Annotated in this window: 24 protein-coding genes and 1 tRNA gene; 15 read left to right on the forward strand and 10 right to left on the reverse strand. The window is 68.4% G+C overall.

The window, feature by feature from the left end:
- Positions 1–51: 51 nt before the first annotated feature.
- Together ACQCSX_RS15275 and ACQCSX_RS15280 are read right to left on the reverse strand one after the other, a co-directional pair.
- The gene (locus ACQCSX_RS15275; protein WP_427016125.1) at positions 52–1,038 is read right to left on the reverse strand and encodes an ornithine cyclodeaminase family protein; all 987 of its coding nucleotides are present in this window, start codon (positions 1,036–1,038) and stop codon (positions 52–54) included.
- A 15-nt stretch (positions 1,039–1,053) separates the two neighbouring features.
- Positions 1,054–2,559: a chlorohydrolase family protein gene (locus ACQCSX_RS15280; RefSeq protein ID WP_427016126.1), complete on the reverse strand. Its 1,506-nt coding sequence runs from the start codon at positions 2,557–2,559 to the stop codon at positions 1,054–1,056.
- Between the two features lie 274 nt (positions 2,560–2,833).
- Here ACQCSX_RS15280 and ACQCSX_RS15285 point away from each other — a divergent pair, with 274 nt between their 5' ends.
- The 5 genes from ACQCSX_RS15285 (at position 2,834) to dhaM (ending at position 7,486) form a co-directional block, all read left to right on the forward strand.
- Positions 2,834–4,219 carry a DUF3100 domain-containing protein gene (locus ACQCSX_RS15285; protein ID WP_427016127.1) on the forward strand — a complete coding sequence of 462 codons (1,386 nt, stop codon included), beginning with the start codon at positions 2,834–2,836 and terminating at the stop codon, positions 4,217–4,219.
- Between the two features lie 158 nt (positions 4,220–4,377).
- A complete protein-coding gene (locus ACQCSX_RS15290; RefSeq protein ID WP_427016128.1) occupies positions 4,378–4,884 on the forward strand; it encodes an amino-acid N-acetyltransferase in 507 nt (168 codons plus the stop codon).
- 187 nt (positions 4,885–5,071) lie between these two features.
- Positions 5,072–6,073 (forward strand): dihydroxyacetone kinase subunit DhaK, encoded by a 1,002-nt coding sequence (dhaK, locus tag ACQCSX_RS15295; RefSeq protein WP_427016129.1) that lies wholly within the window; start codon positions 5,072–5,074, stop codon positions 6,071–6,073.
- Between the two features lies 1 nt (position 6,074).
- Positions 6,075–6,722, forward strand: a complete 648-nt coding sequence (dhaL, locus tag ACQCSX_RS15300; protein ID WP_427016130.1) for a dihydroxyacetone kinase subunit DhaL — start codon at positions 6,075–6,077, stop codon at positions 6,720–6,722.
- Positions 6,719–7,486: a dihydroxyacetone kinase phosphoryl donor subunit DhaM gene (gene dhaM, locus ACQCSX_RS15305; RefSeq protein ID WP_427016131.1), complete on the forward strand. Its 768-nt coding sequence runs from the start codon at positions 6,719–6,721 to the stop codon at positions 7,484–7,486. Before dhaL ends, dhaM begins: the two co-directional genes overlap by 4 nt.
- 101 nt (positions 7,487–7,587) lie before the next feature.
- Here dhaM and ACQCSX_RS15310 read toward each other — a convergent pair whose 3' ends face one another.
- Positions 7,588–8,571 carry an A/G-specific adenine glycosylase gene (locus tag ACQCSX_RS15310; protein ID WP_427016132.1) on the reverse strand — a complete coding sequence of 328 codons (984 nt, stop codon included), beginning with the start codon at positions 8,569–8,571 and terminating at the stop codon, positions 7,588–7,590.
- A gap of 71 nt (positions 8,572–8,642) precedes the next feature.
- Between ACQCSX_RS15310 and ACQCSX_RS15315 the strand changes: the two genes are divergently transcribed.
- Positions 8,643–9,641 (forward strand): hypothetical protein, encoded by a 999-nt coding sequence (locus tag ACQCSX_RS15315; protein WP_427016133.1) that lies wholly within the window; start codon positions 8,643–8,645, stop codon positions 9,639–9,641.
- A gap of 150 nt (positions 9,642–9,791) precedes the next feature.
- A protein-coding gene (locus ACQCSX_RS15320; protein WP_427018933.1) for an IS5 family transposase occupies positions 9,792–10,635 on the forward strand; the annotation gives its coding sequence in 2 pieces (ribosomal slippage) (positions 9,792–10,097 and positions 10,099–10,635; 843 coding nt in all).
- Here ACQCSX_RS15320 and disA read toward each other — a convergent pair.
- The 3 genes from disA to ACQCSX_RS15335 all read right to left on the reverse strand — a co-directional run bounded on the left by disA (position 10,632) and on the right by ACQCSX_RS15335 (position 14,667).
- The gene (disA, locus tag ACQCSX_RS15325) at positions 10,632–11,705 is read right to left on the reverse strand and encodes a DNA integrity scanning diadenylate cyclase DisA (protein WP_427016134.1); all 1,074 of its coding nucleotides are present in this window, start codon (positions 11,703–11,705) and stop codon (positions 10,632–10,634) included. The genes ACQCSX_RS15320 and disA overlap by 4 nt on opposite strands.
- 114 nt (positions 11,706–11,819) lie before the next feature.
- Positions 11,820–13,223: a DNA repair protein RadA gene (radA, locus tag ACQCSX_RS15330; protein WP_427016135.1), complete on the reverse strand. Its 1,404-nt coding sequence runs from the start codon at positions 13,221–13,223 to the stop codon at positions 11,820–11,822.
- A gap of 313 nt (positions 13,224–13,536) precedes the next feature.
- Positions 13,537–14,667, reverse strand: a complete 1,131-nt coding sequence (locus ACQCSX_RS15335) for an FUSC family protein (RefSeq protein WP_427016136.1) — start codon at positions 14,665–14,667, stop codon at positions 13,537–13,539.
- Between the two features lie 227 nt (positions 14,668–14,894).
- On the opposite strand from ACQCSX_RS15335, the gene pstS reads away from it, so the two are divergent.
- The 4 genes from pstS to pstB all read left to right on the forward strand — a co-directional run bounded on the left by pstS (position 14,895) and on the right by pstB (position 18,990).
- Positions 14,895–16,013 carry a phosphate ABC transporter substrate-binding protein PstS gene (gene pstS, locus ACQCSX_RS15340; protein ID WP_427016137.1) on the forward strand — a complete coding sequence of 373 codons (1,119 nt, stop codon included), beginning with the start codon at positions 14,895–14,897 and terminating at the stop codon, positions 16,011–16,013.
- 116 nt (positions 16,014–16,129) lie between these two features.
- A complete protein-coding gene (pstC, locus tag ACQCSX_RS15345) occupies positions 16,130–17,062 on the forward strand; it encodes a phosphate ABC transporter permease subunit PstC (RefSeq protein WP_427016138.1) in 933 nt (310 codons plus the stop codon).
- 14 nt (positions 17,063–17,076) lie between these two features.
- Entirely contained in the window at positions 17,077–18,171 is a 1,095-nt protein-coding gene (gene pstA / locus ACQCSX_RS15350; protein WP_427016139.1) for a phosphate ABC transporter permease PstA, read from the forward strand.
- A gap of 39 nt (positions 18,172–18,210) precedes the next feature.
- Positions 18,211–18,990 carry a phosphate ABC transporter ATP-binding protein PstB gene (gene pstB / locus ACQCSX_RS15355; protein WP_427016140.1) on the forward strand — a complete coding sequence of 260 codons (780 nt, stop codon included), beginning with the start codon at positions 18,211–18,213 and terminating at the stop codon, positions 18,988–18,990.
- A 141-nt stretch (positions 18,991–19,131) separates the two neighbouring features.
- On the opposite strand, the gene ACQCSX_RS15360 is transcribed toward pstB, so the two are convergent.
- The 3 genes from ACQCSX_RS15360 to ACQCSX_RS15370 form a co-directional block, all read right to left on the reverse strand.
- Positions 19,132–20,145, reverse strand: a complete 1,014-nt coding sequence (locus ACQCSX_RS15360) for an inorganic phosphate transporter (RefSeq protein WP_427016141.1) — start codon at positions 20,143–20,145, stop codon at positions 19,132–19,134.
- A 1-nt stretch (position 20,146) separates the two neighbouring features.
- A complete protein-coding gene (locus tag ACQCSX_RS15365) occupies positions 20,147–20,764 on the reverse strand; it encodes a DUF47 domain-containing protein (protein WP_427016142.1) in 618 nt (205 codons plus the stop codon).
- A 205-nt stretch (positions 20,765–20,969) separates the two neighbouring features.
- A complete protein-coding gene (locus ACQCSX_RS15370; RefSeq protein WP_427016143.1) occupies positions 20,970–21,617 on the reverse strand; it encodes a hypothetical protein in 648 nt (215 codons plus the stop codon).
- Between the two features lie 144 nt (positions 21,618–21,761).
- On the opposite strand from ACQCSX_RS15370, the gene ACQCSX_RS15375 reads away from it, so the two are divergent.
- The 4 genes from ACQCSX_RS15375 (at position 21,762) to ACQCSX_RS15390 (ending at position 23,965) form a co-directional block, all read left to right on the forward strand.
- Positions 21,762–21,837 (forward strand) — tRNA-Lys (locus tag ACQCSX_RS15375).
- A 112-nt stretch (positions 21,838–21,949) separates the two neighbouring features.
- Complete coding sequence (locus tag ACQCSX_RS15380; RefSeq protein WP_427016144.1) at positions 21,950–22,789, forward strand: hydroxymethylpyrimidine/phosphomethylpyrimidine kinase; 840 nt, start codon at positions 21,950–21,952, stop codon at positions 22,787–22,789.
- 58 nt (positions 22,790–22,847) lie between these two features.
- Positions 22,848–23,189 carry a GNAT family N-acetyltransferase gene (locus ACQCSX_RS15385; protein ID WP_427016145.1) on the forward strand — a complete coding sequence of 114 codons (342 nt, stop codon included), beginning with the start codon at positions 22,848–22,850 and terminating at the stop codon, positions 23,187–23,189.
- Positions 23,186–23,965: an SDR family NAD(P)-dependent oxidoreductase gene (locus tag ACQCSX_RS15390; RefSeq protein ID WP_427016146.1), complete on the forward strand. Its 780-nt coding sequence runs from the start codon at positions 23,186–23,188 to the stop codon at positions 23,963–23,965. Before ACQCSX_RS15385 ends, ACQCSX_RS15390 begins: the two co-directional genes overlap by 4 nt.
- Here the strand turns inward: ACQCSX_RS15390 and ACQCSX_RS15395 are convergent.
- Positions 23,962–25,563 carry an MFS transporter gene (locus ACQCSX_RS15395; RefSeq protein WP_427016147.1) on the reverse strand — a complete coding sequence of 534 codons (1,602 nt, stop codon included), beginning with the start codon at positions 25,561–25,563 and terminating at the stop codon, positions 23,962–23,964. The two genes, ACQCSX_RS15390 and ACQCSX_RS15395, sit on opposite strands and share 4 nt — an antisense overlap.
- Between the last annotated feature and the right edge of the window lie 162 nt (positions 25,564–25,725).

Consider the following 25,725-nt stretch of genomic DNA (forward strand, 5'->3'; position numbering starts at 1 on the left):
ACCGCGGGCAATCCGCTGCCTAGGCCCCATCAACGGGCGGTGTTGCCGATATTAGCGGCCCAGGTCAACGTGCAGGCCAAGGCCCTGTTCAATGGCCTTGTCGTAGAGCACGCTGCCAATGGCGAGGTCAAGCAGGCCGATGCCTACGGAGTTGAACAACGTGATGTCGTCCTCGGCGGTGCGGCCGGTTTCTGTTCCGGCCACCACCTGGCCTAGTTCGGCCCGGACATCATCGAATCCCAGGCGGCCCTCACGGACCGGGATGATGAGGTCTCCGGATTTCTCGACAGCAGTGGCCATGCTGTCCACGAAGATCCGGGAGCGGGCCATGCCCTCGGAGTCAATCTCGCGGTGCTCCGGGCGCGGCCGGGAGCCGACGGCGTTGATGTGCAGACCTTCGCTGAACCAGCGTCCATGGACCACCGGTTCGGTCGACGGGGTCAGGGTGCACAGCACATCGGCGGATTCGACGACCTGCTGGACGGAAGCGGCGACGGTGACGTCCAGGCCGAAGCCTTCGATCTCCCGGCGGAAGGTTTCGGTGGTCTGGCTTGTGCGTGACCAGACGACGACGGCGTCGATGGGAAAGACCGCCAGCATCGCCTCGACGTGGGCCACGGCCAAGGCTCCGGCTCCCACCAGGCCCAGCGTTGTACTCCCGGGCCGGGCCAGGTGTTTGCTGGCCACGGCGCTGGCGGCGGCGGTGCGGACCCGGGTGGGAACGCGCCCGTCAAGGATGGCCAGGGTCTCCCCGGTGGATTGTGACGACAGCATGATGGTGGAACGCTGGGTGGGCAAGCCGGCGCCGCGATTGGCGGGGATGTCCGCGAGCAGTTTGATACACGCCAACTGCTGGGTGTCCGCCAATGCGGTCATCGGCAGGAAACGGGAGTCCGAGCCGGGCAGGTGCAGCGACGTCGGTGCTGGCTGATGGGCGGTTCCGCGGGCGATGTCACCGAAAGCGCGTTCGACAGCGGCGATGGTGGTGCCCATGTCGGCCAGGGACGCCAGATCGGAGGCTGTGAGGATCAGGGTCATCGTGGATTCCTAAGGTCAGGGACGGTCATCGGTTGCCAGCGGGAAGGCCGGCGGGAAAAGCTCATCGGCACTCCGGTGCAGGGTGTCCCGCTCGGAGTAGGACCCGCGCATGCGGTTGAAGAGCGTCTGCGCCCGGGTGCGCATCCGGGCGAGGTCGACGCCGGGAACGGCACCGTCGCGGACGATGATCCGTCCGGCGACCACCGAATGGGTCAGCTGCCGGGCTGTGCCGTTCAGCAACAGGGTCCGCACCGGGTCCTCGAGCACGCCGTCGCGGAAATCCCCCAGGGAGAAGGCCACCAGATCGGCCTGGGCTCCGGCTTCAAGTTTCCCCAGATCGCTGCGCTGCAGGGCGCGGGCGCCGCCCAGCGTTGCGGCCTCGAAGTAGCGTTCGGCCGGGGCTGCGTCCCGGGCTCCGTCCACGATCTTGGCCAGGTGCACACCGGTGTCCATTCCGCGGATCAGATCCGGCGGGAAGGAATCCGTCCCCAGGCAGAGGTTGATGCTGGCCTCAAGGTAAGTGCCGAAGGAGTGCAGGGCGCTGCCGTACCGGAAAGAGGTCTGCGGGCAGTGGATGATGGAGACCCCGGCGCGGGCCAGGGTGCCAAGGTCCCCGTAGTCGGCACCGTGCACGAGCGGGTTGCGGTCGATGACAAGACCGTGCGGAATCAGCAGGTCTGCCGCCAGCAGGCCCGTGCGTTCCAGCAGCTGCAGCGGCGTCACCGAGTGCCGGCGCTGCAGGAGATCTCGCTCCAGCACTCCCTGAAGGCAGTGCAGCCGCACCAGCGTGTCCCGCTCGCGGGCAGCTGCAGCTGTGGCGGCCATGATCTCTTCGGTGAGCGTTTCAATCCGGCACGGAAGCAGGACTCCGGTGACCAGCGGGTCCGCGAGGTCCTGGGCGTAATCAAGGAAACGCAGGGCGTCCGCCAGCCCCGCCCGCCCCAGGTCCTCGTCAAAGGCAACGTCTCGTTCCCCGTCCGCCCGGACGATGTTGACCCCGGACCGGTAGGCCGGGCCAAGATAGCCGCGCAACCCGATCCGCCGGGAGGTCTGGCTCATGCCCACCATTTCGTCGTAGCTTTCGGCCCAGGCGCTGTGGGTTTCGGCGGCAATCGGCATGTACGTCGTGATCCCGTGCAGGGCCAGCTGCACCAGGGCGTACTCACGGATGAACTGGCGCTCCTCGGCGGTGAAGACGTCCCGGCGGCGGGAGAGGAAATAGTCCTCGGACCACTGCAACCCTGCTTCCCGCGCCGCCGGTGCCCAGGAATCCAGGAGCAGGTGGTCAATGTCGGTCAGGGCATCCAGATCGATGAGCCCGGGCGTAATGAGCGACGCGCCCAGATCGTATGACTCGTCCACGGTTCCCTGGTAGTCGCGGCCCACAAACACGATGCGGTCGTCCTCGTAGACAACCTGGCCCTCCCGGAACAGGGCATGGTGGCCGTCCTCGTGGCCGAGCACGAAATCGGCGCTGAAGCGCGTAATCAAGGGTGCCTCCTCATAGCGGACGACGGGCATGCCCGGCAGTCCCACAATCTCGAATACAACGACAATAGCGCCATTTGGTATACCAAGTCTATCCGCCTGCTGATTCCACCCGTCTGTGGCGTCCCCGCAAATCCCCGGCAGATGGCCTCGGATGGGAATTTTTGGTCAAGTGATTTACATCTCAGTGCACGTTGCGTATTCTCATTTGGTATACAAGCTCAGTTCAGCCTTGCAGCCCGGAGGCACCCGGCACATGCCGCCTCCGCCAGCATCCGTATCCCGAACCTCCAGAACAGAGATCTTCATGGCCAACACCACCCGCGTGCCGCAAGGAAGTCCACGCACCCATCGGATCAGCCGGGGGCACTGGACGACCGTCATCGCCCTGTCCGTGGCAGTCGCAGTGGTTTCCGTGCTCATCGGAACCGTCAAAATCCAACTCGGCCCGGCCGCCGTCGTACTCTTCCCCATCATCTGGGCCGTGGTCATCGGCGCCATCCTCGGCACCCAGCGCTTCCGGCCCGTCTCCCCGGCGGCCAGGGCCGTGGCCACGCTCCTGCTGGAGATCGGCATCGTCGTGTTCCTGGCCCGGCTCGGAACCCAGATCGGTCCCACCCTGGCAAACTTCGCCAACATCGGCCCGGCCATTGTGCTGCAGGAAGTCGGCCACATTTTCGGTACCGTAATCCTCGCCCTTCCCGTCGCCGTCGCCCTCGGACTCGGACGCGTCGCCATCGGAGCCACATGGTCCATCGACCGCGAATCCTTCCTGGCCTACGCCATCCAGCGCTTTGGTGTCCGTTCCCCCGAGTACCGCGGCGTCTTCTCCGTCTGGCTGCTCGGCAGCCTCTTCGGAGCCGTCTTCATCTCGCTCCTGGCCGGATTCCTGGGCGGGCTGTCCATCTTCGACCCGCGCGCCCTGGCCCTCGGGCTCGGACTCGGCTCCGCCTCCATGATGCTCGGCGGCGCCGGAGCCCTCTCCCTCCTCTACCCGGAGCGCGCCGGGGAAATCATGGCCCTGGCCGCTCTCTCCAACCTGGTCACCAACATCGTTGGCTTCTACGCCGGCGTATTCCTGTCCCTGCCCCTGTGCCGCCGGCTCTACACCTTCTGGAGCCGGATCTTCGGCAGGGACGATGACGGCCGCCGGATCAACCGCAGGGGCCCCGTCGGCTCAACAGGAAATGCCGCATCCGCAGCCTCGCCCACCGACACGGCCGCACCGCAACCCGCCATTGATTCCGACCCCGTGGTCCGCCCCACCGGCAAGACGATGCTGCTGGCCTACGCCGTCGTCGGGGTTTCCGGCCTGCTGATGAACTTCATCGGCACCAAGACCTTCGCCCCCTCCGACATCCTGGGCATGGCCATCCTGCTGGTCCTCACGGCCGCCTCGTTCCGCCTGGCCAAACTGGTGCCCTCCATACCCTCCAGCGTCTGGGTCCTCGGGATAGCCACCGTTCTCTCGGCAACCTTCCTGCCTAGCTCCAGCCTCATCGCCGGTCTCACCGGCCACTTGGACGTCATCCTCCTGGGCGTACCCACCCTGGGCCTGATCGGCCTCACCGTCGGCCGCGACATCCCAGCCCTGAAATCACTGAGCTGGCGAGTGGTCATCGTCGCACTCATCACCTACACCGCATCGTTCATCGCCGCCGCAGCCTTGGGGCAAACGGTCCTCCACCTCTAACTGCCGGGTGCTTCGTTCGCCCGGCGCCCAGATGGCCGGCAGGCCTACCGAAGCCCGTGGGAAAGCGGCAGGCGCATCCGTCCCTGGCACCGAGGGACGGATGCGCCTGCCGCATTCCCGGAGCGCGGCGGCGGATCGGCGGTCTTAGACTTGCTTACGTGACTTCCACCTTCAAGATCCGCCCCGCCCGCACCTCCGACGTCCCCGCGATCAAGGCCCTGGTGGCACCGCTGGCCGAGCAGCGGATCCTGATGGCCAAGGAGACAGTGGCCTATTTCGAGGGGATCCAGGAGCTCCGCGTGGCCGAGGCCGATGGCGAGGTGATCGGCTGCGGCGCCCTGCACGTGATGTGGGAGGACCTGGCCGAAATCCGCACCCTGGCCAGTGCGGAGAGCTGGCGCGGCAAGGGCGTGGGGCACGCGCTGGTGGAATGGCTGCTGGACGAGGCCCGTGCCCTGGGCGTGGAACGGGTCTTCTGCCTGACCTTTGAGGTGGGCTTCTTCACCCGGCACGGCTTTGAGGTCATGGCGGACCAGTCGGCCGTGGACCCGTCCGTGTACTCCGAGCTGCTGCGCTCCCACGACGAGGGTGTGGCCGAGTTCCTGGACCTGGCGCGGGTCAAACCCAACACGCTGGGCAACACGCGGATGATCTGCCGGCTGTGACGGAGCACGGGCCGGCCGGGGAGGCGTGCCGTCCACGACGACGGCGACGAAGCCACGCCCCAGCTGAGCCGCCACGGTGCACTCTACCCAACGCTGGGGCCGCCCGGTAGGGTTCAGATTGTGGCAACCGTCGGCTCCCGCCGATCCTCCACGGCCAGTCCACGCCACGTCGTTCAGGAGTGTTGAAATGAAGAAACTGATCAATGATCCGCGTGCAGTCGTCGATGAATCGGTGGAGGGTTTCGGGCTGGCCCATGCCGATCTGGTGCGGGTCAACCCGGACCCCATGTTCATCACCCGCAAGGAGGCCCCGGAACCCGGCAAGGTGGGCCTGGTCTCCGGTGGCGGCAGCGGCCACGAGCCCCTGCACGCCGGCTATGTGGGGCTGGGCATGCTGACGGCCGCCGTCCCGGGAGCGGTGTTTACCTCCCCCACCCCCGACCAGATCATTCCGGCCACGCTGGCCGCCAATTCCGGCGCCGGTGTGGTGCACATTGTGAAGAACTACACCGGCGATGTGCTCAATTTTGAGACGGCCGCCGAGATGGCCCAGGCCGAGGGCGTTGAGGTCCGCACCGTGCTGGTGAACGACGACGTCGCCGTGGAGGACTCGCTGTACACGGCCGGCCGGCGCGGCGTGGGCGGTACGGTGTTGGTGGAGAAGATTGCCGGCGCCGCCGCCGAACGCGGGGATGGCCTCGACGCCGTCGCGGCCATTGGCCAACGGGTGAATGACAATGTGCGCACCATGGGTGTGGCCCTGTCCGCCTGCACCGTGCCGCATGCCGGGGTGCCCAGCTTTGACCTCGCCGAGGACGAGATCGAGATCGGCATCGGCATCCACGGCGAGCCGGGCCGGCACCGCATCCCGATGGAAAACGCCGACGGCATCACGGACCGGCTGCTCGAACCCATCCTGGCTGACCTGAAGCTGGCCGCCGGGGACAAGGTGCTGCTGTTCGTCAATGGCATGGGCGGCACCCCGCAGAGCGAGCTGTACATCGTCTACCGGCGCGCGCGGGCGATCCTCGCCGACGCCGGGGCCACCGTGGAGCGCTCGCTGGTGGGCAACTACATCACCGCCTTGGAAATGCAGGGCTGCTCCGTTTCCGTGCTGCGCCTGGACGAGGAGATGACAGCGCTCTGGGATGCCCCCGTCCATACGGCGGCCCTGCGGTGGGGAGTCTAGGGTGGCAGCGCCCCTGGACGTCGCCTGGGCCATCGCCTGGCTGCGGCTCAGCGCCGCCGTCGTGGCGGAAAACCGGATGGCCCTGATTGAACTGGACAGGGCCATCGGCGACGGCGACCACGGCGAGAACCTGGACCGCGGCTTCTCGGCCATCGTGGCCAAGCTGGACGAGGAATCGCCCGCGACGCCCGGGGCGGCGTTGAAGATGGCGGCCATGACGCTGATGTCCAAGGTGGGCGGCGCCGCCGGTCCACTGTACGGCACGGCATTCCTGCGCGCCGCGACGGCGGTGGGGGAGTCCGCCACGCTCGATCCGGCCGCGCTGGCCGGTGCCCTGGCGGCTGCGCGCGATGGCGTGGTGGCCCGCGGCAAGGCCGAGTCCGGGGACAAGACCATGGTGGATGCCTGGACGCCCGCGGTGGATGCCGCGGCCAGCGCCGCAGCGGCGGGAGCGGACGGCGCCGCCGTGCTGGAGGCCGCCGCCGTGGCAGCCGAGGCCGGGGCCGTGGCCACCGATCCGCTGACTGCCCGCAAGGGCCGCGCCAGCTACCTGGGCGAACGAAGCGCCGGACACCGCGATCCCGGGGCCGCCTCTTCGGCCCTGATCCTGCGCGCCGCGGCCCGCGCCGCCGCCGGGGAGGCCGCATGAGGGTGGGGCTGGTGATCGTCTCGCACAGTGCCAAGCTGGCGGAGGGAGTGGTGGAGCTGGCGGCCCAGATGGCCCCGGACGTCACCCTGCTGGCCGCCGGCGGCATGGACGACGACGGCGCAGGGCCGGGCATCGGCACGTCCCTGGCCAAGGTGATGGACGCCCTGGGCGGGGCCGACTCCGGTGCGGGGGTGCTGGTGCTGGCAGATCTGGGCTCGGCGGTGATGACGGCCGAATCCGCGCTGGAGTTCCTGGGCAGCCAGGAGACGATGCTGCTGGCCCATGCCCCACTCGTGGAGGGTGCCGTGGCGGCCGCCGTCGCGGCCCAGTCGGGTGCCGATCTGGCGGTGGTGCAGAAGGCCGCCGAGACCGCATTCATCCCGGTCGATGGCCCCGTGCCCGGCACCGCAACGGGCGGAGCGACATCAGGCGGCCGGACGCCCGGCGCGGCATCCGGCATCACCGGGGACCCGGCATTGGGCGGTTCCGTGGACGGCACCGCATCCGGCGCCGTCACCGCCGAGCTGGTCCTGATCAATCCCATGGGCCTGCACGCCCGGCCCGCGGCCGCCCTGGCGGGAGCGCTGGGCGCCATGGACGTCGACGTCGAGATCAACGGCGTGGATGGCCAGTCCGTGATGATGCTGATGACGCTCGGTGCCGGCGAGGGCACCACGCTCTCCGTCCGGGCCACCGGCCCCGATGCCGCCAAGGCCGTGGACCTGGTCCGCACGGAAGTCGAGAACGGTTTCGGCGAGCTCTGACCCCAACTGAGTAGCAGTTGTTGTTCCCCAGCCGCTCCCAGAGCTCGCAAGCTCGCTCCGGGCCCCTCGCGGCCGTGGGCCCCCATGGAGCCAACTGCTACTCAGTTGGGCAGGTGGAGGCCGGTTTCGGAATGTTGGGCCAATCCGTCGGTGAGCAGGCCGGCGATGGCGCGGTCCAGCTGGCCGGGATCGGTGTTCAGCGCGTGCAGGCGCTCCAGCTGCACCCGGACGGGGCCCCGGTGCGCGGGGTCCAGGCCGGGCTCTGCCTCGACGGCGAGATCGGCCGCGGGTGCCAGGAACAGGTCCAGGTGCACCGGCTGCTCGGCTGCGCGCAGTACGGCCATGACAGCACCGCGCACCTGCCGGTCCGTCCCGGCCCACGGCTGCCCCTTGGGGATGTAGTCCGGCTCCGGCTGGCCCGCGGCAATCCACGCGCATTCGTCCTGGACCGGGCACAGGCCGCATTTGGGCGTCCGGGCCGTGCAGACCAGCGCGCCGAGCTCCATGACGCCCGCGTTCCAGAGCACCGATTCGCCCGGATCCGCCGGCAGCAGGCTGGCCGAGAGTGCCATCTCCGCCGCGGTGAGCGAGGGGGAGGGCAGCGCCTTGCCGGAGACCAGCCGGGCGTGGACGCGGCGGATGTTGGTGTCCACCACGTTTTCGCGCCGGCCAAAGGCAAAGGCGGCGACGGCGGCCGCCGTGTAGCTGCCGACGCCGGGCAGCGTCAGCAAGGCCTCGTACGTGCCGGGCACCTCCCCGCCAAAGGATTCCACCATGGCGCCGGCCGCCGCATGCAGGCGCAGCGCCCGGCGCGGGTAGCCCAGCCGGCCCCACGCGCGCACCACCTCGCCGCTGGGCTCGGCCGCCAAGGCGCCGGGCGTGGGCCAGCGGCGCATCCACTCCTCCCAGACCGGCTGCACGCGCACCACGGGAGTCTGCTGGAGCATGATCTCGCTGACCAGCACGCCCCAGGGGGAGCGGCCGCCGCGCCACGGGAGATCGCGGGCATTGGCGGCAAACCAGGTCTCGATGGCACTGTGCACTGAAGAAAATCCTTGGGCTGGAGCGGGTTGTGACCCGTTCAACTCTAGTGCGCCGGCGGCCCGGGCGGCGTGCCGGGGCCGCGAGTGCGCGCGGCAGTCGATACGCTGGACTGATGGGCAAGCAGGCAGATTCCGACGGCGGCAACAAGCGCCGCAGTGCCGCGCCCGCACCCCGGCAGGGAACGGCGGGCCGCACCGCGGGCAAGACCGCGGGCACACCGGCCGGCAGGGCCGGAGCCAAGTCCGCCACGGGCAGGGCCCCGTCCCGCGCGGCGGCCCCGAAAGCCGCCCCGAAGCCCGCACCTCGGTCCGCAGCGCGGACAGGGGCCGGAGCCAAGGCCGCCGCCAAAACTGCGCCCAGGACCACTGCGCGTGCGGGGACCGGTGTGCCACGCCCGGCTGCCCAGCGCCCTGCGGCCACCCGGCGCCCGCCGGGCCAGGCCTCCGTACGCACGCTCACCTCCACGTCCACGGCGCGGAAGGGCCCGCGCCCGGTGTCGAAGGCCATCTACCGGCGGCGCCGGCTGGTGTTGGGGATCTTCGCACTGCTGGTGGTCGGCGCCTTGGGGGCTGCGGGGATGACTCTGACCAGCACCTTCATGGAGGCCTCCGCGCTCCGGGACCCGCTGCCCTCGGCCGGGCCGTCGTCGTCCTCCGGCGCCTCCGATGCGGCCAGCCCGAAGGCCTCCGCGGCCGTGGTGCCCCCCACCTCGGCCCCGGCCGGCTGCAACCAGTCCCTGGTGACGGTGTCGGCATCACTGGACAAGGCTTCATATGCGCCGGAGGAACTGCCGGTCATGAGCCTGAAGGTCACCAACGGCGGCACTGTTGCCTGCGATGTCAATGTCGGCACCAGCCAGATGGACTACGTCCTCACCAGCGGCAATGACAGGATCTTCTCCTCCAGGGATTGCCAGGAGGGCGGCACCGATCTGGTCAAGTCGATCGCTCCCGGCGCCTCGGAGACGGCCAATTTCACCTGGCAGCGCAAGCGGTCGGCACCCGGCTGCGGGCACATCGACGCGGTTCCTGGCGGTGGCGGGGCGTACTACGTGCTCAAGGTGTCGCTGGGTTCGCGCACCAGCGCCGAGGCCCCCTTCCAACTCCAGTAGGACCCGGCCCCGGTCCGGCCGGCTCCAGCAGGGCCTGCCGGTCCTAGGGTGTGTCTCCTAATCAGTGGTTTTGCGGTTTGGCATGATTGATGGGTGCCTTCTCGCTATTCCGTGTTGTCCGATGCCCAGTGGGAGTCCATTGCCCCGTTGATGCCCGATTCGTCGGGGAAACCGGGCCGACCCTTCAACGACCACCGGCTGATGACCGAGGGCATCATCTACCGCTACCGGGCAGGGATCCCATGGCGTGATCTCCCTGCCTATTTCGGGTCGTGGAAGACCGTGTGGAAGCACCACCGCCGCAACGCCGCCAACGGGACCTGGGACAAGGTCCTGGCGGCGTTGCTGACCCGCGCGGACACGGCCGGGCTGATCAACTGGGAGGTCTCGATCGACTCCACGGTCAACCGTGCCCACCAGCACGGCACGAACCTGCCCCGCCACACAGGGGGACCTGTCGAATTACAGGAATCTGCTCGACGAGCCTGAGGACCATGCCATCGGCCGGTCCCGCGGCGGGCTGACCACCAAGATCCACGCCCTGGTGGATGGCAACATGCGTCCCCTGGTCCTGCTGCTGGGGCCGGGCCAGGGCGGGGACTCGCCGATGTTTGAGAACCTCATGGAGGCCCTGAAGGTAGAAAGGCCCGGTCCCGGCCGGGCCCGCACCCGCCCGGACCGGGCCATGGCCGACAAGGCCTATTCCTCCAAAGCAATCCGGGCGTACCTGCGCGGGCGGGGCATCGAGTGCGTTATCCCGGAAAAGGACGACCAGAAGGCCAACCGGAAACGCAAGGGCTCCGCCGGGGGACGCCCCGTCAGATACGACAGGGACGCCTACAAACGGCGCAATGTGGTCGAGCGCAGCTTCAACACCCTCAAGCAATGGCGGTCCCTGGCCACCCGCTACGACAAACTGGCCCTCACCTACCGCTCAGCGGCCGTCCTGCACGCCGTCGTCATCTGGAGCGCCGCATTGGGAGACACGCCCTAGAGGAAGCGGTCCAGCAGGCTCGCCTCGGCAATGCGGGACAGGCCCTCGCGGACGTTGCGGGCGCGCTGGTCTCCGATGCCGTCGACCACCATGAGCTCGTCGATGGTGGCGGCCATCAGGTTCTGCAGCCCGCCAAAGTGGTCCACCAGGCGGTCGGCCACCGAGCGCGGCACGGCCTTCAGGCCGGAGACCAGGCGGTAGCCGCGCGGCTGGATGATGTTGTCCAGTGCATCGGTTCCGGTGGACAGGCCCACAATGGTGGCAATCTTGTTCAGATCGATCAGGTCGGCCGGGCCAATGTCCTGCAGGGCCGCGACGGCCGCGTCAATGTCCGCATCGGTGGTGGAGGCGGAGTAGTCCCGGATGACCATGTCGGAGCCGGGGCCGCGGCCTGCGGTGAGCTCGTCCAGCTGGAGGGACAGCAGGCGGCCGTCGACGCCGAGTTCGAGGACATACTGGGCGATTTCCTCGGAGATGCGGCGCACCATTTCGTGGCGCTGCAGCGTGACGGCGACGTCGCGCACGCTCACCATGGCCTCGATCTCCAGTGCGGAGAGCGAGCTGGTGACCTGGTCCAGCCGGGAGCGGTAACGCTCCAGCGTGGCCAGGGCCTGGTTGGCGCGGGCCAGCACCTTTTCCGAGCCCTCCAGGACGTAGCGGATGCCGTTCACATAGAGGGCAATGATCTGCATGGACTGGCTGACCGAGACCACCGGGACACCGGTTTGGATGGCCACGCGCTCGGCCGTGCGGTGCCGCGTGCCGGATTCCTGGGTCTCGATGCTGGGGTCCGGGACCAGTTGGACGGCGGCACGCAAGATGCGGCTGGCCTCCTTGTCGCAGACAATGGCCCCGTCCATCTTGGCCAGCTCGCGCAACCGGGTGGGGGCGAAGTCGATGCCGATCTCGAAACCGCCCGAACACAGCTGCTCCACGGTCTTGTCCGAGCCCAGCACGATGAGGGCGCCGGTGCGGCCGCGCAGGATCCGTTCCAATCCGTCGCGCAGCGGAGTGCCGGGTGCGACACGGGCCAGGGTAGCCTTCAAGGCTTCTTCGGGGCTCCGAGCCATGGGGGCCAATCCTTCCGCCGTGCGCGCGGAGGCTCCGCGTGGGTCACTAGCCCAATAATAGTGGGCTGGCGGAGCCGATCCGCCCGTTTTAGGGCCTATTTGGCACCGCAGGGGCTATTTTGCTCCACCAAAGAGCAGATCCATGGCCTCGGTGAGGTGGTGGACCTCCCGGACGGAGAAATTTGGCGGGATTGTGCCGGGACCCTGCGGGCTGGCCGGGACGATGGCATGGGTGAATCCGAGGCGGTGGGCCTCGTGGATGCGCTGGGTGATGCCGGGCACCGGACGGACCTCCCCGGCCAGGCCCACCTCGCCGAAGGCCACCATGCGGGCCGGCAGCGCGATGCGCGATTTCGAGGAGGCCAGGGCGAGCGAGATGGCCAAATCCATGGCGGGTTCGGTGAGCTTCACCCCGCCCACGGTGGCCACGTAGCTGTCGTCCATGTGCAGCTGGGCGCCGGCACGCTGCTGGAGCACGGCCAGCAGCATCGAGACGCGGGCGGCATCGAGTCCGCTGGTGGCCCGGCGCGGCTGGGAGTTGTTGGTCGCGGCCAGCAGGGACTGGACCTCGGCCAGCAAGGGCCGGCGCCCCTCCAACGTCACGGTGATGCAGGTGCCGGAGACGGGATCCTTGGTGCGCGAGACAAACAGGCCGCTGGGATCTGCCAGCCCGGTGATGCCGACGTCGGTCAGGTCAAAGCAGCCCACCTCGTCCGTGGGCCCATACCGGTTCTTCACGGCCCGGACCAGGCGCAGGCGTGAATGCCGCTCACCCTCGAACTGGCAGACCACATCCACCAGGTGCTCCAGCAGCCGTGGTCCGGCGATGGAGCCGTCCTTGGTCACGTGGCCCACCAACAGGGTGGTCATGTTCATCCGCTTCGCTGCGGCAATCAGCGACGCCGCCACCTCGCGGACCTGGGACACGCCGCCGGCGCTGCCGTCCACGACGGCGCTGCTGAGCGTCTGGACGGAGTCGACAATGAGCAGTTTGGGCGAGAGCACCTCGACCTGGCCCAGGGCGGCGCCCAGGTCGGTCTCCGCCGTCAGGTACAAGGTGTCGGCCACGGCGCCGATCCGGTCCGCGCGCAGCTTCACCTGCGCCGCGGATTCCTCGCCGGTCACGTAGAGCACGTCCCGGGGGCCGGCGCCGCCGTCGTGCCTGGCGAACTTGGCCGCGACATCGAGCAGCAGCGTGGACTTGCCCACGCCGGGCTCGCCGGCCAGCAGGATCACGGCCCCGGGCACCACGCCACCGCCGAGCACGCGGTCCAGCTCGGAGACGCCGGTGGGCAGGTACGCGGCGGTGCTGGCATCGACGTCGCCGATCCGGCGCGCGGGCTCGGACACCGCAGTGGCGGCAGTGGTCCTGGCCACGGTGGCGCCGGATTCCTCCACGCTGCCCCAGGCCTGGCACTCGCCGCAGCGGCCCACCCACTTCACAGTGCTCCAGCCGCATTCGGCGCATTTGTAGTTCGCGCCGCTGGTCCGTCCGGTCCGGGAAGTCTTGGTTGCCATGCTGCAAGCGTATCGGCGGCCACCGACACGCCCACGGCGGCGAGGGGCCCGTTGTGAGCTTGCGAATCCGGGGAGCGGGTGGGTGGGCCCACGCCCGCGAGGGGCCCGTTGTGAGCTTGCGAATCCGGGGAGCGGGTGGGTGGGCCCACGCCCGCGAGGGGCCCGTTGTGAGCTTGCGAATCCGGGGAGCGGGTGGGTGGGCCCACGCCCGCGAGGGGCCCGTTGTGAGCTTGCGAATCCGGGGAGCGGGTGGGTGGGCCCACGCCCGCGAGGGGCCCGTTGTGAGCTTGCGAACAACGGGAGCGGGTGGGGACTACACCGTGGGCAGCAGGGCGCGCGCCTCGGCGGGATCGGTGCCGGCGGCCTCCATCAGGTCCACCAGTAGCGGGCGCAGCAGCATCACCACCGTCTCGCCCTCGGTGCGCACAATGCCCATCGAGCTCGGGTGCAGCTGGATGGCCACCGCGGCCAGCGCCCGCCGGACGGCCAGGAAATGGACGCTCCCGGGCCCCACCCGGGGATCGGAGACCACCGCGGCCAGCTGCTCGACGGCGTCGGCGGCCTCGCCCAGGACCTCGCTGATGGCGGCCGTGCCGGCGTCGGAAAGCGCCGAATTGTTGATGGCGCTGGTCAGCCGGCGGGCAAAGACGCGGCTGGAGCGCAGCGCGAGGTCCACCGCCTCCAGGGTGTCCGCCAGCGTCCCCACTTCGGAGCGGTGGCGGCGGTAGACCGGGGAGAGGTTGGCGATTTCGGTGGAGCCGCGCAGGGTGCTGCGCATCTGGTCCACCAGCGGCTGGGCTCCGCGGGCCCGGACCAGCGCATGCCAGGCCACCGTGGCATCGCTGTAGGACAGGGCGCTGGCGCATTCGCGCAGCACGGTGGCCAGCACCTGCAGCAGCTTGCGGAGATCGCTTTGGGGCTCGCGGCGCGGGTCCCGCGGCACCAGGAAGGTCACCGCCAGGGCAAAACAGCCCCCGACGACGGCGTCCAGGCTGCGGCCGAACGGCCCGCCGGCCGCCGGGGCCGGCAGGAGCACCACCAGCAGCGATTGCAGGGCCAGCTGGGTGGTGAAGATGACGCCGCTGTCCAGGAACCGGGCCAGCATGATGGAGCAGAACACCACCACGGCCGCCTGCCAGATGCCCGAGCCGAGCCAATGCAGCAGCAGGTCCCCGACGGCGATGCCCAGCGTGCAGCCCAGGCCCACCTCCAGCACCCGGCGAAGCCGCGGCTCGCGCGAAAATCCGAGGGCAATCAGGGCGGAGGTGGCGGCGAACAGCGGGCCCACATGGCCCAGTACATGTTCGGCAACGAAATAGGCACCCACCGCGCACACCGTCATCTGGATGGCGGGGACAACACTCATGGCGCTGCGCCGCAGGCCCAGCCGGGCGCGGGTGGTGATGAACCGTGCGGGGGCGGTGGCGCCGCTGATCCTAGCCATGCGCCCAGTCTATGTGCTGGCCATGACAGGTCAGCAAAGTACAACCGATGCCAAGAATCCTGTCTCCGTTAACCTCTCGTTCACCTTTAACGGCCAGTCCCTTCACCTTGGCTTCCTATCGTCGAAGAGGTTGATAGTGCGCCCTTGCCGGGCGTGGACTTGCCGGGCGCGGCGTTGGACCGCTAAGGCACACACATTCTTAGATATTCCCTGAAAGGGGCACCCTCGTGAAGGCTCTCCACATTGGCCGCGCCGCGGCTGTTGTCACCGTCGCTGCACTGGCACTGACCGCCTGCGGCACGGACAACGCCGTCAACTCCGGTTCCACCGCCGGCGCAACCACCTCCGCAGGCGTGCCGGTCACCGGCACCTTGACCGGCACGGGCGCCAGCTCCGTCTCGGCTGCGATGGACGCCTGGAAGGCCGGCTTCGAGGGCGACAACTCCGGCGCCAAGGTCCAGTACTCCCCCGAGGGCTCCGGCGCCGGACGCAAGGCCATCGTGGCCGGTGCCGTCCAGTTCGCCGGCTCGGATGCCGCCATGAGCGACGACGAGATGGCCGCCGCCAAGGACAAGTGCGGCACCGCCGGCGCCATCAACGTCCCGTGGTACATTTCCCCGATCGCCGTGGCCTTCAACATCCCCGGTGTGAAGGACCTGAAGCTGGATGCGGCCACCGTCGCGAAGATCTTCCGCGGCGACATCAAGAACTGGAACGACGCCGCCATCGCCGCCCAGAACGCCGGCACCACCCTGCCGGACCTGGCGATCACGCCCGTGCACCGCTCGGACAACTCGGGCACCACCGACAACTTCACCGATTACCTGGCCACCGCCGCCGCCGATGTCTGGACCGACAAGAAGTCCGGCGACTGGCCCGCCGCCCTGGCCGGCGAGAACGCCAAGGGCACCTCCGGCGTCGTCAAGACCGTCACCGAGACCGCCGGCGCCGTGACCTACGCGGATGATTCAGCCGTCACCGATGCCATGGGCAAGGCCGAGCTGAAGGTGGGCGACAGCTACGTCAAGATCTCCGCCGACGCCGCCGCCAAGGCCGTCGACGCCGCCGCTCCGGTCGCCGGCCGCGGTGCCAACGACCTCGCCCTGAAGCTGGACCGCAAGACCACCGTGGCCGGCGCCTACCCCGCCGTCCTGGTCTCCTACGGCGTCTTCTGCACCACCTACAAGGACCAGGCCACGGTTGACCTGGTCAAGGCGTTCGGCACCTTCGTCGTCGGCGACGCCGGCCAGAAGGCCGCCGCCGCCGCCGCCAAGAGCGCCCCGCTCTCCGCCGCCCTGGCCACCAAGGCCAAGGCAGCCATCGCGTCCATCGCGGTCGCCAAGTAGCCAGCGCATTGCAGCTGTCCCCGGCATCGGTTCCGGTGCCGGGGACAGCTGGACACAGGCACGGCCGTCCACGCGAATGACCAGCATGAGAACCACCAGCCACGAAGGAATCTAGAGTGTCCACCAACTCGCTGCGAAGCACCACCGGGGTGGGGCGTACCGGGGACAAGGTTTTCTCGGGGGCCGCCATGGCCGCCGGAATCCTGATCCTCGTGGTCCTGTTCAGTGTTGCCATCTTCCTGCTGGTCCAAGCCCTGCCAACGTTTAGTGCCAAGCCTGCGGATCTGACCGGGGGCAAGGGTTTCTTCTCCTACATCCTCCCGATTGTCATCGGCACCCTGATCGCGGCAGCCATCGCCCTGGTCATTGCCACGCCCATCGGAATCGGCGTCGCCCTCTTCATCTCGCACTACGCCCCCCGCCGCCTCGCGCAGGGGCTCGGATACGTCGTCGACCTGCTGGCGGCCATCCCCTCCGTGGTCTACGGCGCCTGGGGTGCCAGCTTCCTGGCCTCCCAGCTCAAGGAACCGTACGCTTGGCTGGCGGAGAACCTGGGCTGGATCCCGATCTTCGCCGGGCCCGCCTCCGGCACCGCCAAGACCATGCTCACCGCCGGCATCGTGCTGGCCGTGATGGTCCTGCCCATCATCACCTCGCTCACCCGCGAAATCTTCCTGCAGGCCCCCAAGCTCCACGAGGAGGCCGCGCTGGCCCTGGGCGCCACGCGCTGGGAAATGGTCAAGATGGCCGTGCTGCCCTTCGCCCGCCCGGGCATCATCAGCGCCGTCATGCTGGGCCTGGGCCGCGCCCTGGGCGAGACCATGGCCGTGGCCCTGGTGCTCTCCTCCGGCCCGCTGATCGCCTCGCTGATCACCTCCGGCAACCAGACGGTGGCAGCGGAAATCGCACTGAACTTCCCCGAGGCGTTCGGGCTGCGGCTCAATGAACTCATCGCCGCCGGCCTGGTCCTGTTCCTCATCACCCTGGCCGTGAACATGGTCGCCCGCTGGATCATCAGCCGCCACAAGGAATTTTCGGGAGCCAACTGATGTCCCTCGCCACCATGACTGCGCGCAAGCGCTCCGCCCTGACCCGCGGCCAGCTGCCCAAATACATCCCGTACGCCATCGCCGGTGCCGCCATCATCGTGGCCGCAGCGCTGATGTCCGTGATCGGATTCAACGCCTTCGGCTGGGGAGTGCTCTCCGCCGTCCTGTTCGCCGCCGGCTGGGTGGCCACCACGGCCGCCGTCGAGGGCGTCCGCAAGGCCAAGGACCGGCTCGCCACCTCGCTGGTGGTGGGCGCCTTTCTGGTGGCACTGATGCCGCTGGTCTCCGTCATCTGGACCGTGCTGGTCAACGGCATCCCCGGGCTGGTGGAGCCCGGCTTCCTGGGCACCTCCATGAAGGGCGTCACGGGCGTCCAAGACAACGCCAGCGTGGCCAACGGCACCCCGGTGCTGGGCGGCGCCTACCACGCCCTCATGGGTTCAGTGCTGATCACCCTGTGGGCCACGCTGATCTCCGTGCCGATCGGCCTGCTGACCTCCATCTACCTGGTGGAGTACGGCCAGGGGAACCGCCTTTCCAAGGCCATCACGTTCTTTGTGGACGTCATGACGGGCATCCCCTCCATCGTGGCCGGCCTGTTCGCCGCGGCCTTCTTCGGCCTGGTCATTGCGCCGGGCACCAAGACCGGCATGGTGGCCGCCGTCGCGCTCTCCGTGCTGATGATCCCCGTGGTGGTCCGCTCCTCCGAGGAAATGCTCAAGATCGTCCCCAACGAGCTCCGCGAGGCCGCCTACGCCCTGGGTGTGCGCAAGTGGCGCACCATCGTCAAGGTGGTCATCCCGACGGCGATCTCCGGCATTGCCTCCGGCGTCACGCTGGCCATCGCCCGCGTGATCGGCGAGACCGCCCCGCTGCTGGTCACCGCCGGCTTCGCGACGTCGATCAACACCAACGTGTTCTCCGGCTGGATGGCCTCGCTGCCGACGTACATCTACACGCAGATCATGTCGCCCACCTCGCCGTCCAACCCGGACCCGTCCACCCAGCGCGCCTGGGCCGCGGCCCTGCTACTGATCCTGCTGGTGATGGCTCTGAACCTGGGCGCACGCCTGGTGGCCCGCATCTTCTCGCCCAAGACCGGCCGCTGACCCTCTCTCCTTCGCATTACAAGAACGGAAACCCTCCCCATGTCTAAGCGCATCGACGTCACGGACCTCAACGTCTACTACAGCAAGTTCCTGGCTGTGGAGGGCGTCAACATCAACATCGAGGCCAAGTCCGTGACGGCCTTCATCGGCCCGTCCGGCTGCGGCAAGTCCACCTTCCTGCGCACGCTCAACCGCATGCACGAGGTCATTCCGGGCGCCCGCGTGGAGGGCGAGGTGCTCCTGGACGGGGACAACCTCTACGGCGACGGCGTGGACCCGGTGACGGTGCGCAGCCAGATCGGCATGGTCTTCCAGCGCCCGAACCCGTTCCCCACCATGTCCATCCGGGACAATGTGCTGGCCGGCGTGAAGCTGAACAACCGGCGGATGTCCAGGTCCGACGCCGACGCGCTGGTGGAGAAGTCGCTGCAGGGCGCCAACCTGTGGAACGAGGTCAAGGACCGCCTCGAGAAGCCCGGCTCCGGTCTGTCCGGCGGCCAGCAGCAGCGTCTGTGCATTGCGCGCGCCATCGCCGTCCAGCCCGAGGTGATCCTGATGGACGAGCCCTGCTCCGCCCTGGACCCGATCTCCACGCTGGCCATCGAGGACCTGATCAACGAGCTCAAGGACCAGTACACAGTGGTGATCGTGACCCACAATATGCAGCAGGCGGCCCGCGTCTCGGACAAGACGGCGTTCTTCAACATCGCCGGCACCGGCAAGCCCGGCAAGCTGATCGAGTTCGCCGACACCACCACCATCTTCAACAACCCCACCGAGAAGTCCACCGAGGACTACGTCTCCGGCCGCTTCGGGTAGGCCAGGCGCTCCCAACACCCAACTGGGGCGCAGCAACTGCTGGAAATCTACGGATTTCCAGCAGTTGCTGCGCCCCAGTTGTTGGAGGACGACGACGGCGGCCGGCTGGGAGCGGGTTGGCTCCGACCCTGGCCGGGTGGGTCAGATGGCCGGGGAAATGGCCAGGTAGAGGATGGCGCCCAGCAGCGCCGTCGCCACAGGGGTCATGACCCAGGCGCCCAGAATGCGCAGCATCAGCGGGGTGTTGGTGACGGTGAAACGCTGGTTCAGCCCTGATCCCACGATCGAGGACGTCACGGTGTGCGTGGTGGACAGCGGCAGATGCAGCGCGATGGCCCCAATGAAGAGCAGCACCGAGCTGACCAGCTGGGCCACCAGGCCCCGCATCGGATCGACCCGGGCCAGCCGGGACCCCAGCGTGTACGAGATCCGCCACCCGCCGGCCAGCGTGCCGGCACCCAGGAAGACGGCGGTGAAGACCGGCACCCAGCCGGGCACGGCGCCGGTTCCGCCCGCCAGCCCGGCCGCGGCCAGCGCCAGCAGCACCACCGCCGCCGTGCGGGCTCCGTCCTGCAGTCCGTGGCCGAATGCAACCGCGGCCGCGGCCACCGACTGGAGCCGGCGCACACGCAGGTTGACGTAGTTGGGCTGCGAGTAGCGCACGGCCCAGACGGCGGGATAGACCGTCACGAAGGACAGTGCGAAGGCTATCACTGGCGAGATCAGCAGCGGCAGGACCACCAGGGCCAGAACCGTGCCGTCCATGCCCTGCAGCGGCGTCTCGCCCACCAACGTTGAGGCCAGGGAGGCTCCGGCCAGCGAGCCGATCAAGGCGTGCGTGGACGAGGACGGGTAGCCGCGCCACCACTGGTACACGCCCCACAGGCAGGCGCTCGCGAGGCTGGCCGTGAGCAGGCCCAGGCCGTCCTCGCCGCTGGGCAGGCTCACCAGGCGCTCACGCATGGCCGCGGCAAACCCCACGCTGAGCAGGGCGCCCAGCACGTTGAACAGGCCCGCCAGCAGCACCGCCACTGTGGGCGTCAGGGCCCGGGTGCGCACGGCAACGGCGACGGCGGTGGAGACGTCGCGGAAGCCGTTGAGGAAGGCGAACGCGGCGGCCAGGACCAGCGCCAGCACCAGGAAGACGGTGGTCAAATCATGATTCCTTGACGATGATGCTGCCCACCTCGGTGGCGACGTGCCGGAAGGCCACCGACGCACCCACCAGGGCATCGGCCAGCACCCGGTACTTGCTGTAGGCGGCCGGGGTGAGGTCGCGCAGCAGCTCGCTGTCAAAGACGCGGTGGCTGCGTTGGGCCCGCTTGGACAGGCGCAGCACCTGGATCCAGAACTCCTCCAGCTCGTCCAGGTTGTCCAGCCGGCGCATGGCATCCGCCGTGAGCTCGGCCTGGCGGGTGAGGATCTCCAACTGGTCCGAGGCCCGCGCGGGGATCCTGTCGAGCTGGTGCAAGGTGATGAGCTCGGCGGCACCGGTGATGGCCTCGCTGGCCTCGTTGAGCCGGCGGCCCAAGGTGAAGAGGTCCTCGCGGGGGAGCGGGTTCACAAAACTCGTGCGCATATTCGTCAGCAGGGCCGTGAACTGCTCCGTGGAGGCGGCCTCGGAGGCGCGCACCTGCTCGGTGAGGGATTCAAAGTCCTTGGGCGCCGCACCCAGCAGCTCGGAGAGGAGGTGGGCGCCAGACACGGCCTCGGCGGCCATCTTGGCCAGGATCTCCAGACCGGCTTTTTCCTGTGGAAAGAGACGCAGTTTCACGCAGGGAGCCTTCCGGGCGCTGTGGTTACAGGCATAAAAGTGGTGTCGAACCGGGAGCGCCTCTCGGCGTTAGGCCGCTCAAAGCGGCTAAAAGATGGAGCCCGGGGGTTCCGCAGTTCGACACCACCTTCAGTGTTCTACTTTGCGTCTTTGATGTCAACAATGCCCCGGCATTGCGCGGAATTTGTGGCCTGCGCCACGCTTTCTAGTCCAGTTCGCCATTGCGCCAGGCGGCCGCAGCGCTCTCCAGATCCTCGGCCGTCTTGACCAGCTGGTGTGCATTGCGGGTCAGTTTCCCGGCATGGTTTTCATCCGCGTGCTCCCGGGCATCGGCCACCCGGGACTGGCCCAGGGCCACCACCCGGCAAAAGGCCGCGGAACGCTCCAGCGCGACGTCGAAATCGCCGTCGAACGCGCCCGAGAGGATGGCGTCGGCCATGGTGCGCAGCTCGTCCGCGCCGAGGGGTTCGGCCGCACCGGCCACGGCCTTGGACACCTGTGCGGTGTCCTGCCCCGCACGGAAGTAGACGCTCAGCCGCTCCGGGTCGTTCTGGGTGGCCGCACGCAGGGCGTAGAGCCGCCACAGGGCCCCCGGCAGCGACCGGGCCGGGCTTTCCGCCCACATCTCGGCAATTGCCTCCAGTCCCTGCTGGTCGGCCAGCTTCACCAGCCGTTTGGTCACGGCCGGATCATCGCTCTTGCGGCCCCGGTGCACCAGCGCCTGGGCGGCAAGGTGCGCCGCCTCGGACACGCGCGCCGGATCAGGACCGCCGGTAAAAGGCTCAAAGTCCACAGGTGCAAAAGGCAGTGGTTTGTGCGGCCTTGGGGCGCTGGAGCTGGCTGCTTGGTTCATGCATCGACACTACTCCTCCGCCCGGAACTGGTCGAGAATCCGGGCGTTTGGATGGCTTCGCGGGGATTGGGGGAGCGGGCACCGCGTGCGCTATTCTTGTTAGCGTCTGCACTGGGAACCTCGGTTCCGGACGCAGGCTGGTATGGGCCTTTAGCTCAGTTGGTAGAGCATCGGACTTTTAATCCGTGGGTCGTGGGTTCGAGCCCCACAGGGCCCACCAATGGATCCGGCCGGAACGCGCACAGCGTTCCGGCCGGATCTGTTTAAGCCCGGTCGCGTCCCCGGCGAATGGCCCCTTCGCCGGCGCCGCCGCCGGTGGCAAGATTATGTGCATGACTGCATCAGCTTCCCCCGCCCTTGCCCTGACCATCGCCGGCTCCGAGGCCACCGGCGGCGCAGGCGCCCAGGCCGATCTGAAGACCTTCCAGGAACTGGGCGTCTTCGGCATCGCCAACCTCACCTGCATCGTCTCCTTCGACCCGAAGAACAATTGGGGCCACCGGTTTGTCCCCGTGGACGCCCAGGTCATCGCCGACCAGCTGGAGGCGACGACGGCGGCCTACGGTGCCGCGTCCGGCGCACCCCGGGTGCTGGACACGGTGAAGATCGGCATGCTGGGCAGCCCGGCCACGATTTCCACGGTGGAGGCCGCGCTGTCGGGGGGCGGCTTCACGAATGTGGTGCTGGATCCGGTGCTGATCTGCAAGGGCCAGGAGCCCGGCCACGCGCTGGACACGGACCAGGCGCTGAAGACCCGGATCCTGCCGCTGGCCACCTTTGTCACGCCCAACCACTTTGAGGCCGAGTCGCTCTCCGGCCTGCAGATCAACACCTTGGCGGACCTGGTGGCCGCGGCGAAAAAGATCCACGAGATCAGCGGCGCCGCGGTGCTGGCCAAGGGCGGCGTGCGGCTGGCCGGCGCTGACGCCGTCGACGTCTTCTACGACGGCGAAACCTTGGAGGTGCTCAGTGCGCCCAAGGTGGGCGAGGTGGCCGTCTCCGGCGCCGGCTGCTCGCTGGCCGCCGCCGTCACCGCGGAGCTCGCCAAGGGTGCCACCGCGCTGGCGGCCGCCCGCACGGCCAAGGCTTTCGTCACCGAGGGCATCAAGAACCGGGTGCCCTCCGGTGCTCCGTTCACCGCGCTGTGGCAGGGCGGCGCGGGCGCCAACTAGCGCGCATTGTGGTGCGCGGGCCGTTGCCAGCGCGCCCCGTTGGTGCCACGATCAGAGGATGAGCGAGCAGCAGATGGGCGAGACGGCCGAGGGCTTCCACAATGATGTGACAATGCTGCGCAACGACGCCAGGCACCGGTATGAGCTGCATGTCGGATCGGCGCTGGCGTGCATCCTCCTCTTCAAGGAGCTGCCGGGCCACATCGATCTCATCCATACCGAGATCCAGCCGGGTTTTGAAGGCCACGGGCTGGGGAATGTGCTGGACCGCTACGCCCTGGACGACGTCGTCGCCTCCGGCAAGCGGATCATTCCGCACTGCCCGCACGTGGCCAAGTACATCCACGCGCATCCCGACGAGTACACCCAGTACACGGACTGGCCGGGGCAGGGCATGTGAGCACAGACCCCTCCGGCGAGACGGCGCTGGTCACCGGGGCAACGGCCGGCCTGGGCGCCGAGTTTGCCCAGCAGCTGGCCAAGGCCCGGATCAATCTGGTGCTGGTGGCCCGCGACGCCGCCCGGCTGCAGGCCAAGGCCGTGCGGCTGCGGCACGAGTTTGGCGTGGCGGTGGAGATCTTGCCCGCGGACCTGCTCACCGACGACGGCGTGGCCGCCGTCGTCGCGCGGCTCCAGGAGGGGGACGCCCCGGTGTCGGTGCTGGTGAACAATGCCGGGTTTGGGCTGGCCAAGCCCTTTGACGAGACCACGCCGGCCGAGGAGGCCGACCACCTCAAGATCCTGGTGGCCGTGCCGATGGCCCTGATGCAGGCGGCCCTGGGGCCCATGCTGGAGCGCGGCCGCGGGCAGATCATCAACGTCGCAAGCGTTGCGGGATTTGTGCCGCGCGGCAGCTATGGGGCCGCCAAGGCGTGGGTGGTCAGTTTCAGCCGCTGGGCCAATGCGGCCTACGGGCCCCGTGGCGTGGGCGTCACGGCCGTCTGCCCCGGATTCGTGCACACCGAATTCCACCAGCGGATGGGGGCGTCCACCGCCAACATCCCGTCGTGGATGTGGCTGGAACCCGAGCGCGTGGTCCGCGAAGGACTGGTCCATGCAGCGGCGGGGAAGGCCATTTCCATCCCGTCCCGCCGCTACGCCGCCCTGGTGCTGCTGAGCAGGTTTGTGCCCAGCCATTGGGCCGCCGCGGCCGCCAAGCGCGGCCGCCCGGCCTAGGCGCTGGTTCCGGCTCCGGCCAAGGCGGGGATGCCGCGGCCGGGAGTGGGCGGCTCGTAGCTGTCGTCAAACGGCATTTCGTCCATGTCCAGCAGCGGGTTCTCGTCCTGGGTGGCCACCAGCTCGCGGGCCTCGGCCATGGTGTCCACGCTGGGCATGGAGCCCGGCAGCGGCTTCTGGGCGGATTCCTTCAGGAAGTAGATCGCCACGGCTCCGATCGCGGAGGTCGCCATCAGGTAGTACGCCGGCATCATGTCGTTGCCGGAGATCCCGATCAGGCCCTGCACGATGAACGGCGTGGTGCCGCCAAAGATGGCCACGGAGAAGTTGTACGCGATGCCCATGCCACCGTAGCGGCTCGACGTCGGGAACAGCGCCGGCAGGGCGCTGGCCAGGTTGGCCACGTAGAAGGTGACGGGGAAGGCCACCAGGGCCAGCCCCAGCATGGTGGACCAGATTTCGCCGATGCCGATCAGGCTGAACGCCGGGATGGCCAGCACCACTGTGCTGATCGCGCCGATCCACAACACGGGGCGGCGGCCCACCCGGTCCGAGAGCTTGCCCGTCAGCGGAATGCAGACGGCCATGATCACCAGGACGGGGATGGTCAGCAGCGTTCCGTGCACCGGATCGTAGCCCTTGGACTCCGTCAGGTACGTGGGCATGTAGGAGGTCAGCGCGTAGCCCACGGTGTTGGCCGCGGCGGCCAGGATCATGGCCAGCAGGATCTGGCGCCAGTAGGCCTTCATGATGCCAATCGGGCCGCGCGAGGCGTCCGCGTCGGCGGCGGTGGCGTCCTTGGCGGAGGCCTCCTGTGCGTCCAGGGTTGCCTGGAACTGCGGGGATTCCTCGATCTTGGAGCGGAAGTACACCGCGATCAGGCCCAGCGGCCCGGCGATCAGGAACGGCAGGCGCCAGCCCCAGGCTTCCATGGCATCCTGGCCCAGCGTCAGTTGCAGCACCGAAACCAGTGCGGCACCGAGGGCGAAGCCGATGTAGCTGCCCATGTCCAGGAAGCTGGCAAAGTAGCCGCGCCGCTTGTCGGGCGCGTACTCGCTGACAAAGGTGGTGGCGCCGGCGTACTCGCCGCCGGTTGAGAAGCCCTGGACGAGCTTGAGCAGCACCAGCAGGGCAGCGGCCCAGATGCCGATCTGCGTGTAGCCGGGCAGCAGCCCGACGGCGAACGTGGACGCCGCCATGATCATCAAGGTGGCGGCCAGCACTTTTTGCCGGCCGATCTTATCGCCCAACCAGCCAAAGACCATGCCGCCCAGGGGGCGGGCCAGGAAGGTGGCGGCGAACGTTCCCAGGAGGAACAGTGTTTGGACCGCTGTGTCCGCCTCGGGGAGGAAGACCGGTCCCATTGTCGTGATTAGATAACCAAAAACTCCAACGTCATACCATTCCATGGTATTTCCAACGATGGTGCCGCCGAGTGCTTTCTTGAGCATCGGTTGGTTGACCACGTTTACATGGTCAACATCGAGCCTGCGGCGCTTGAGCCGTGGCATTCTGAGTGGATTTTGCTTGGACTTCGTGGGTCCAACGGTGTCCTGGACACCCGTCTGAGAGTAGGTTGTGCTTCGGTCTATGGGCATTTGTGCCACTCCTAAGGAGGTCATTTGCTTGCGACTTTTGGCTGCCCTGCTCCGGGCAGGCTATAAATCATATCAGAAAAATGAATGTCGTGCAAGATAAAGAAATGCCTCGGGATTGTCCGGAGAGAATGTTGGAATTGTTTGAGGCAAAAACAAACAAAA

Origin of the sequence: Pseudarthrobacter sp. P1 (assembly GCF_050156935.1) — a bacterium.
Classification (GTDB): domain Bacteria; phylum Actinomycetota; class Actinomycetes; order Actinomycetales; family Micrococcaceae; genus Specibacter.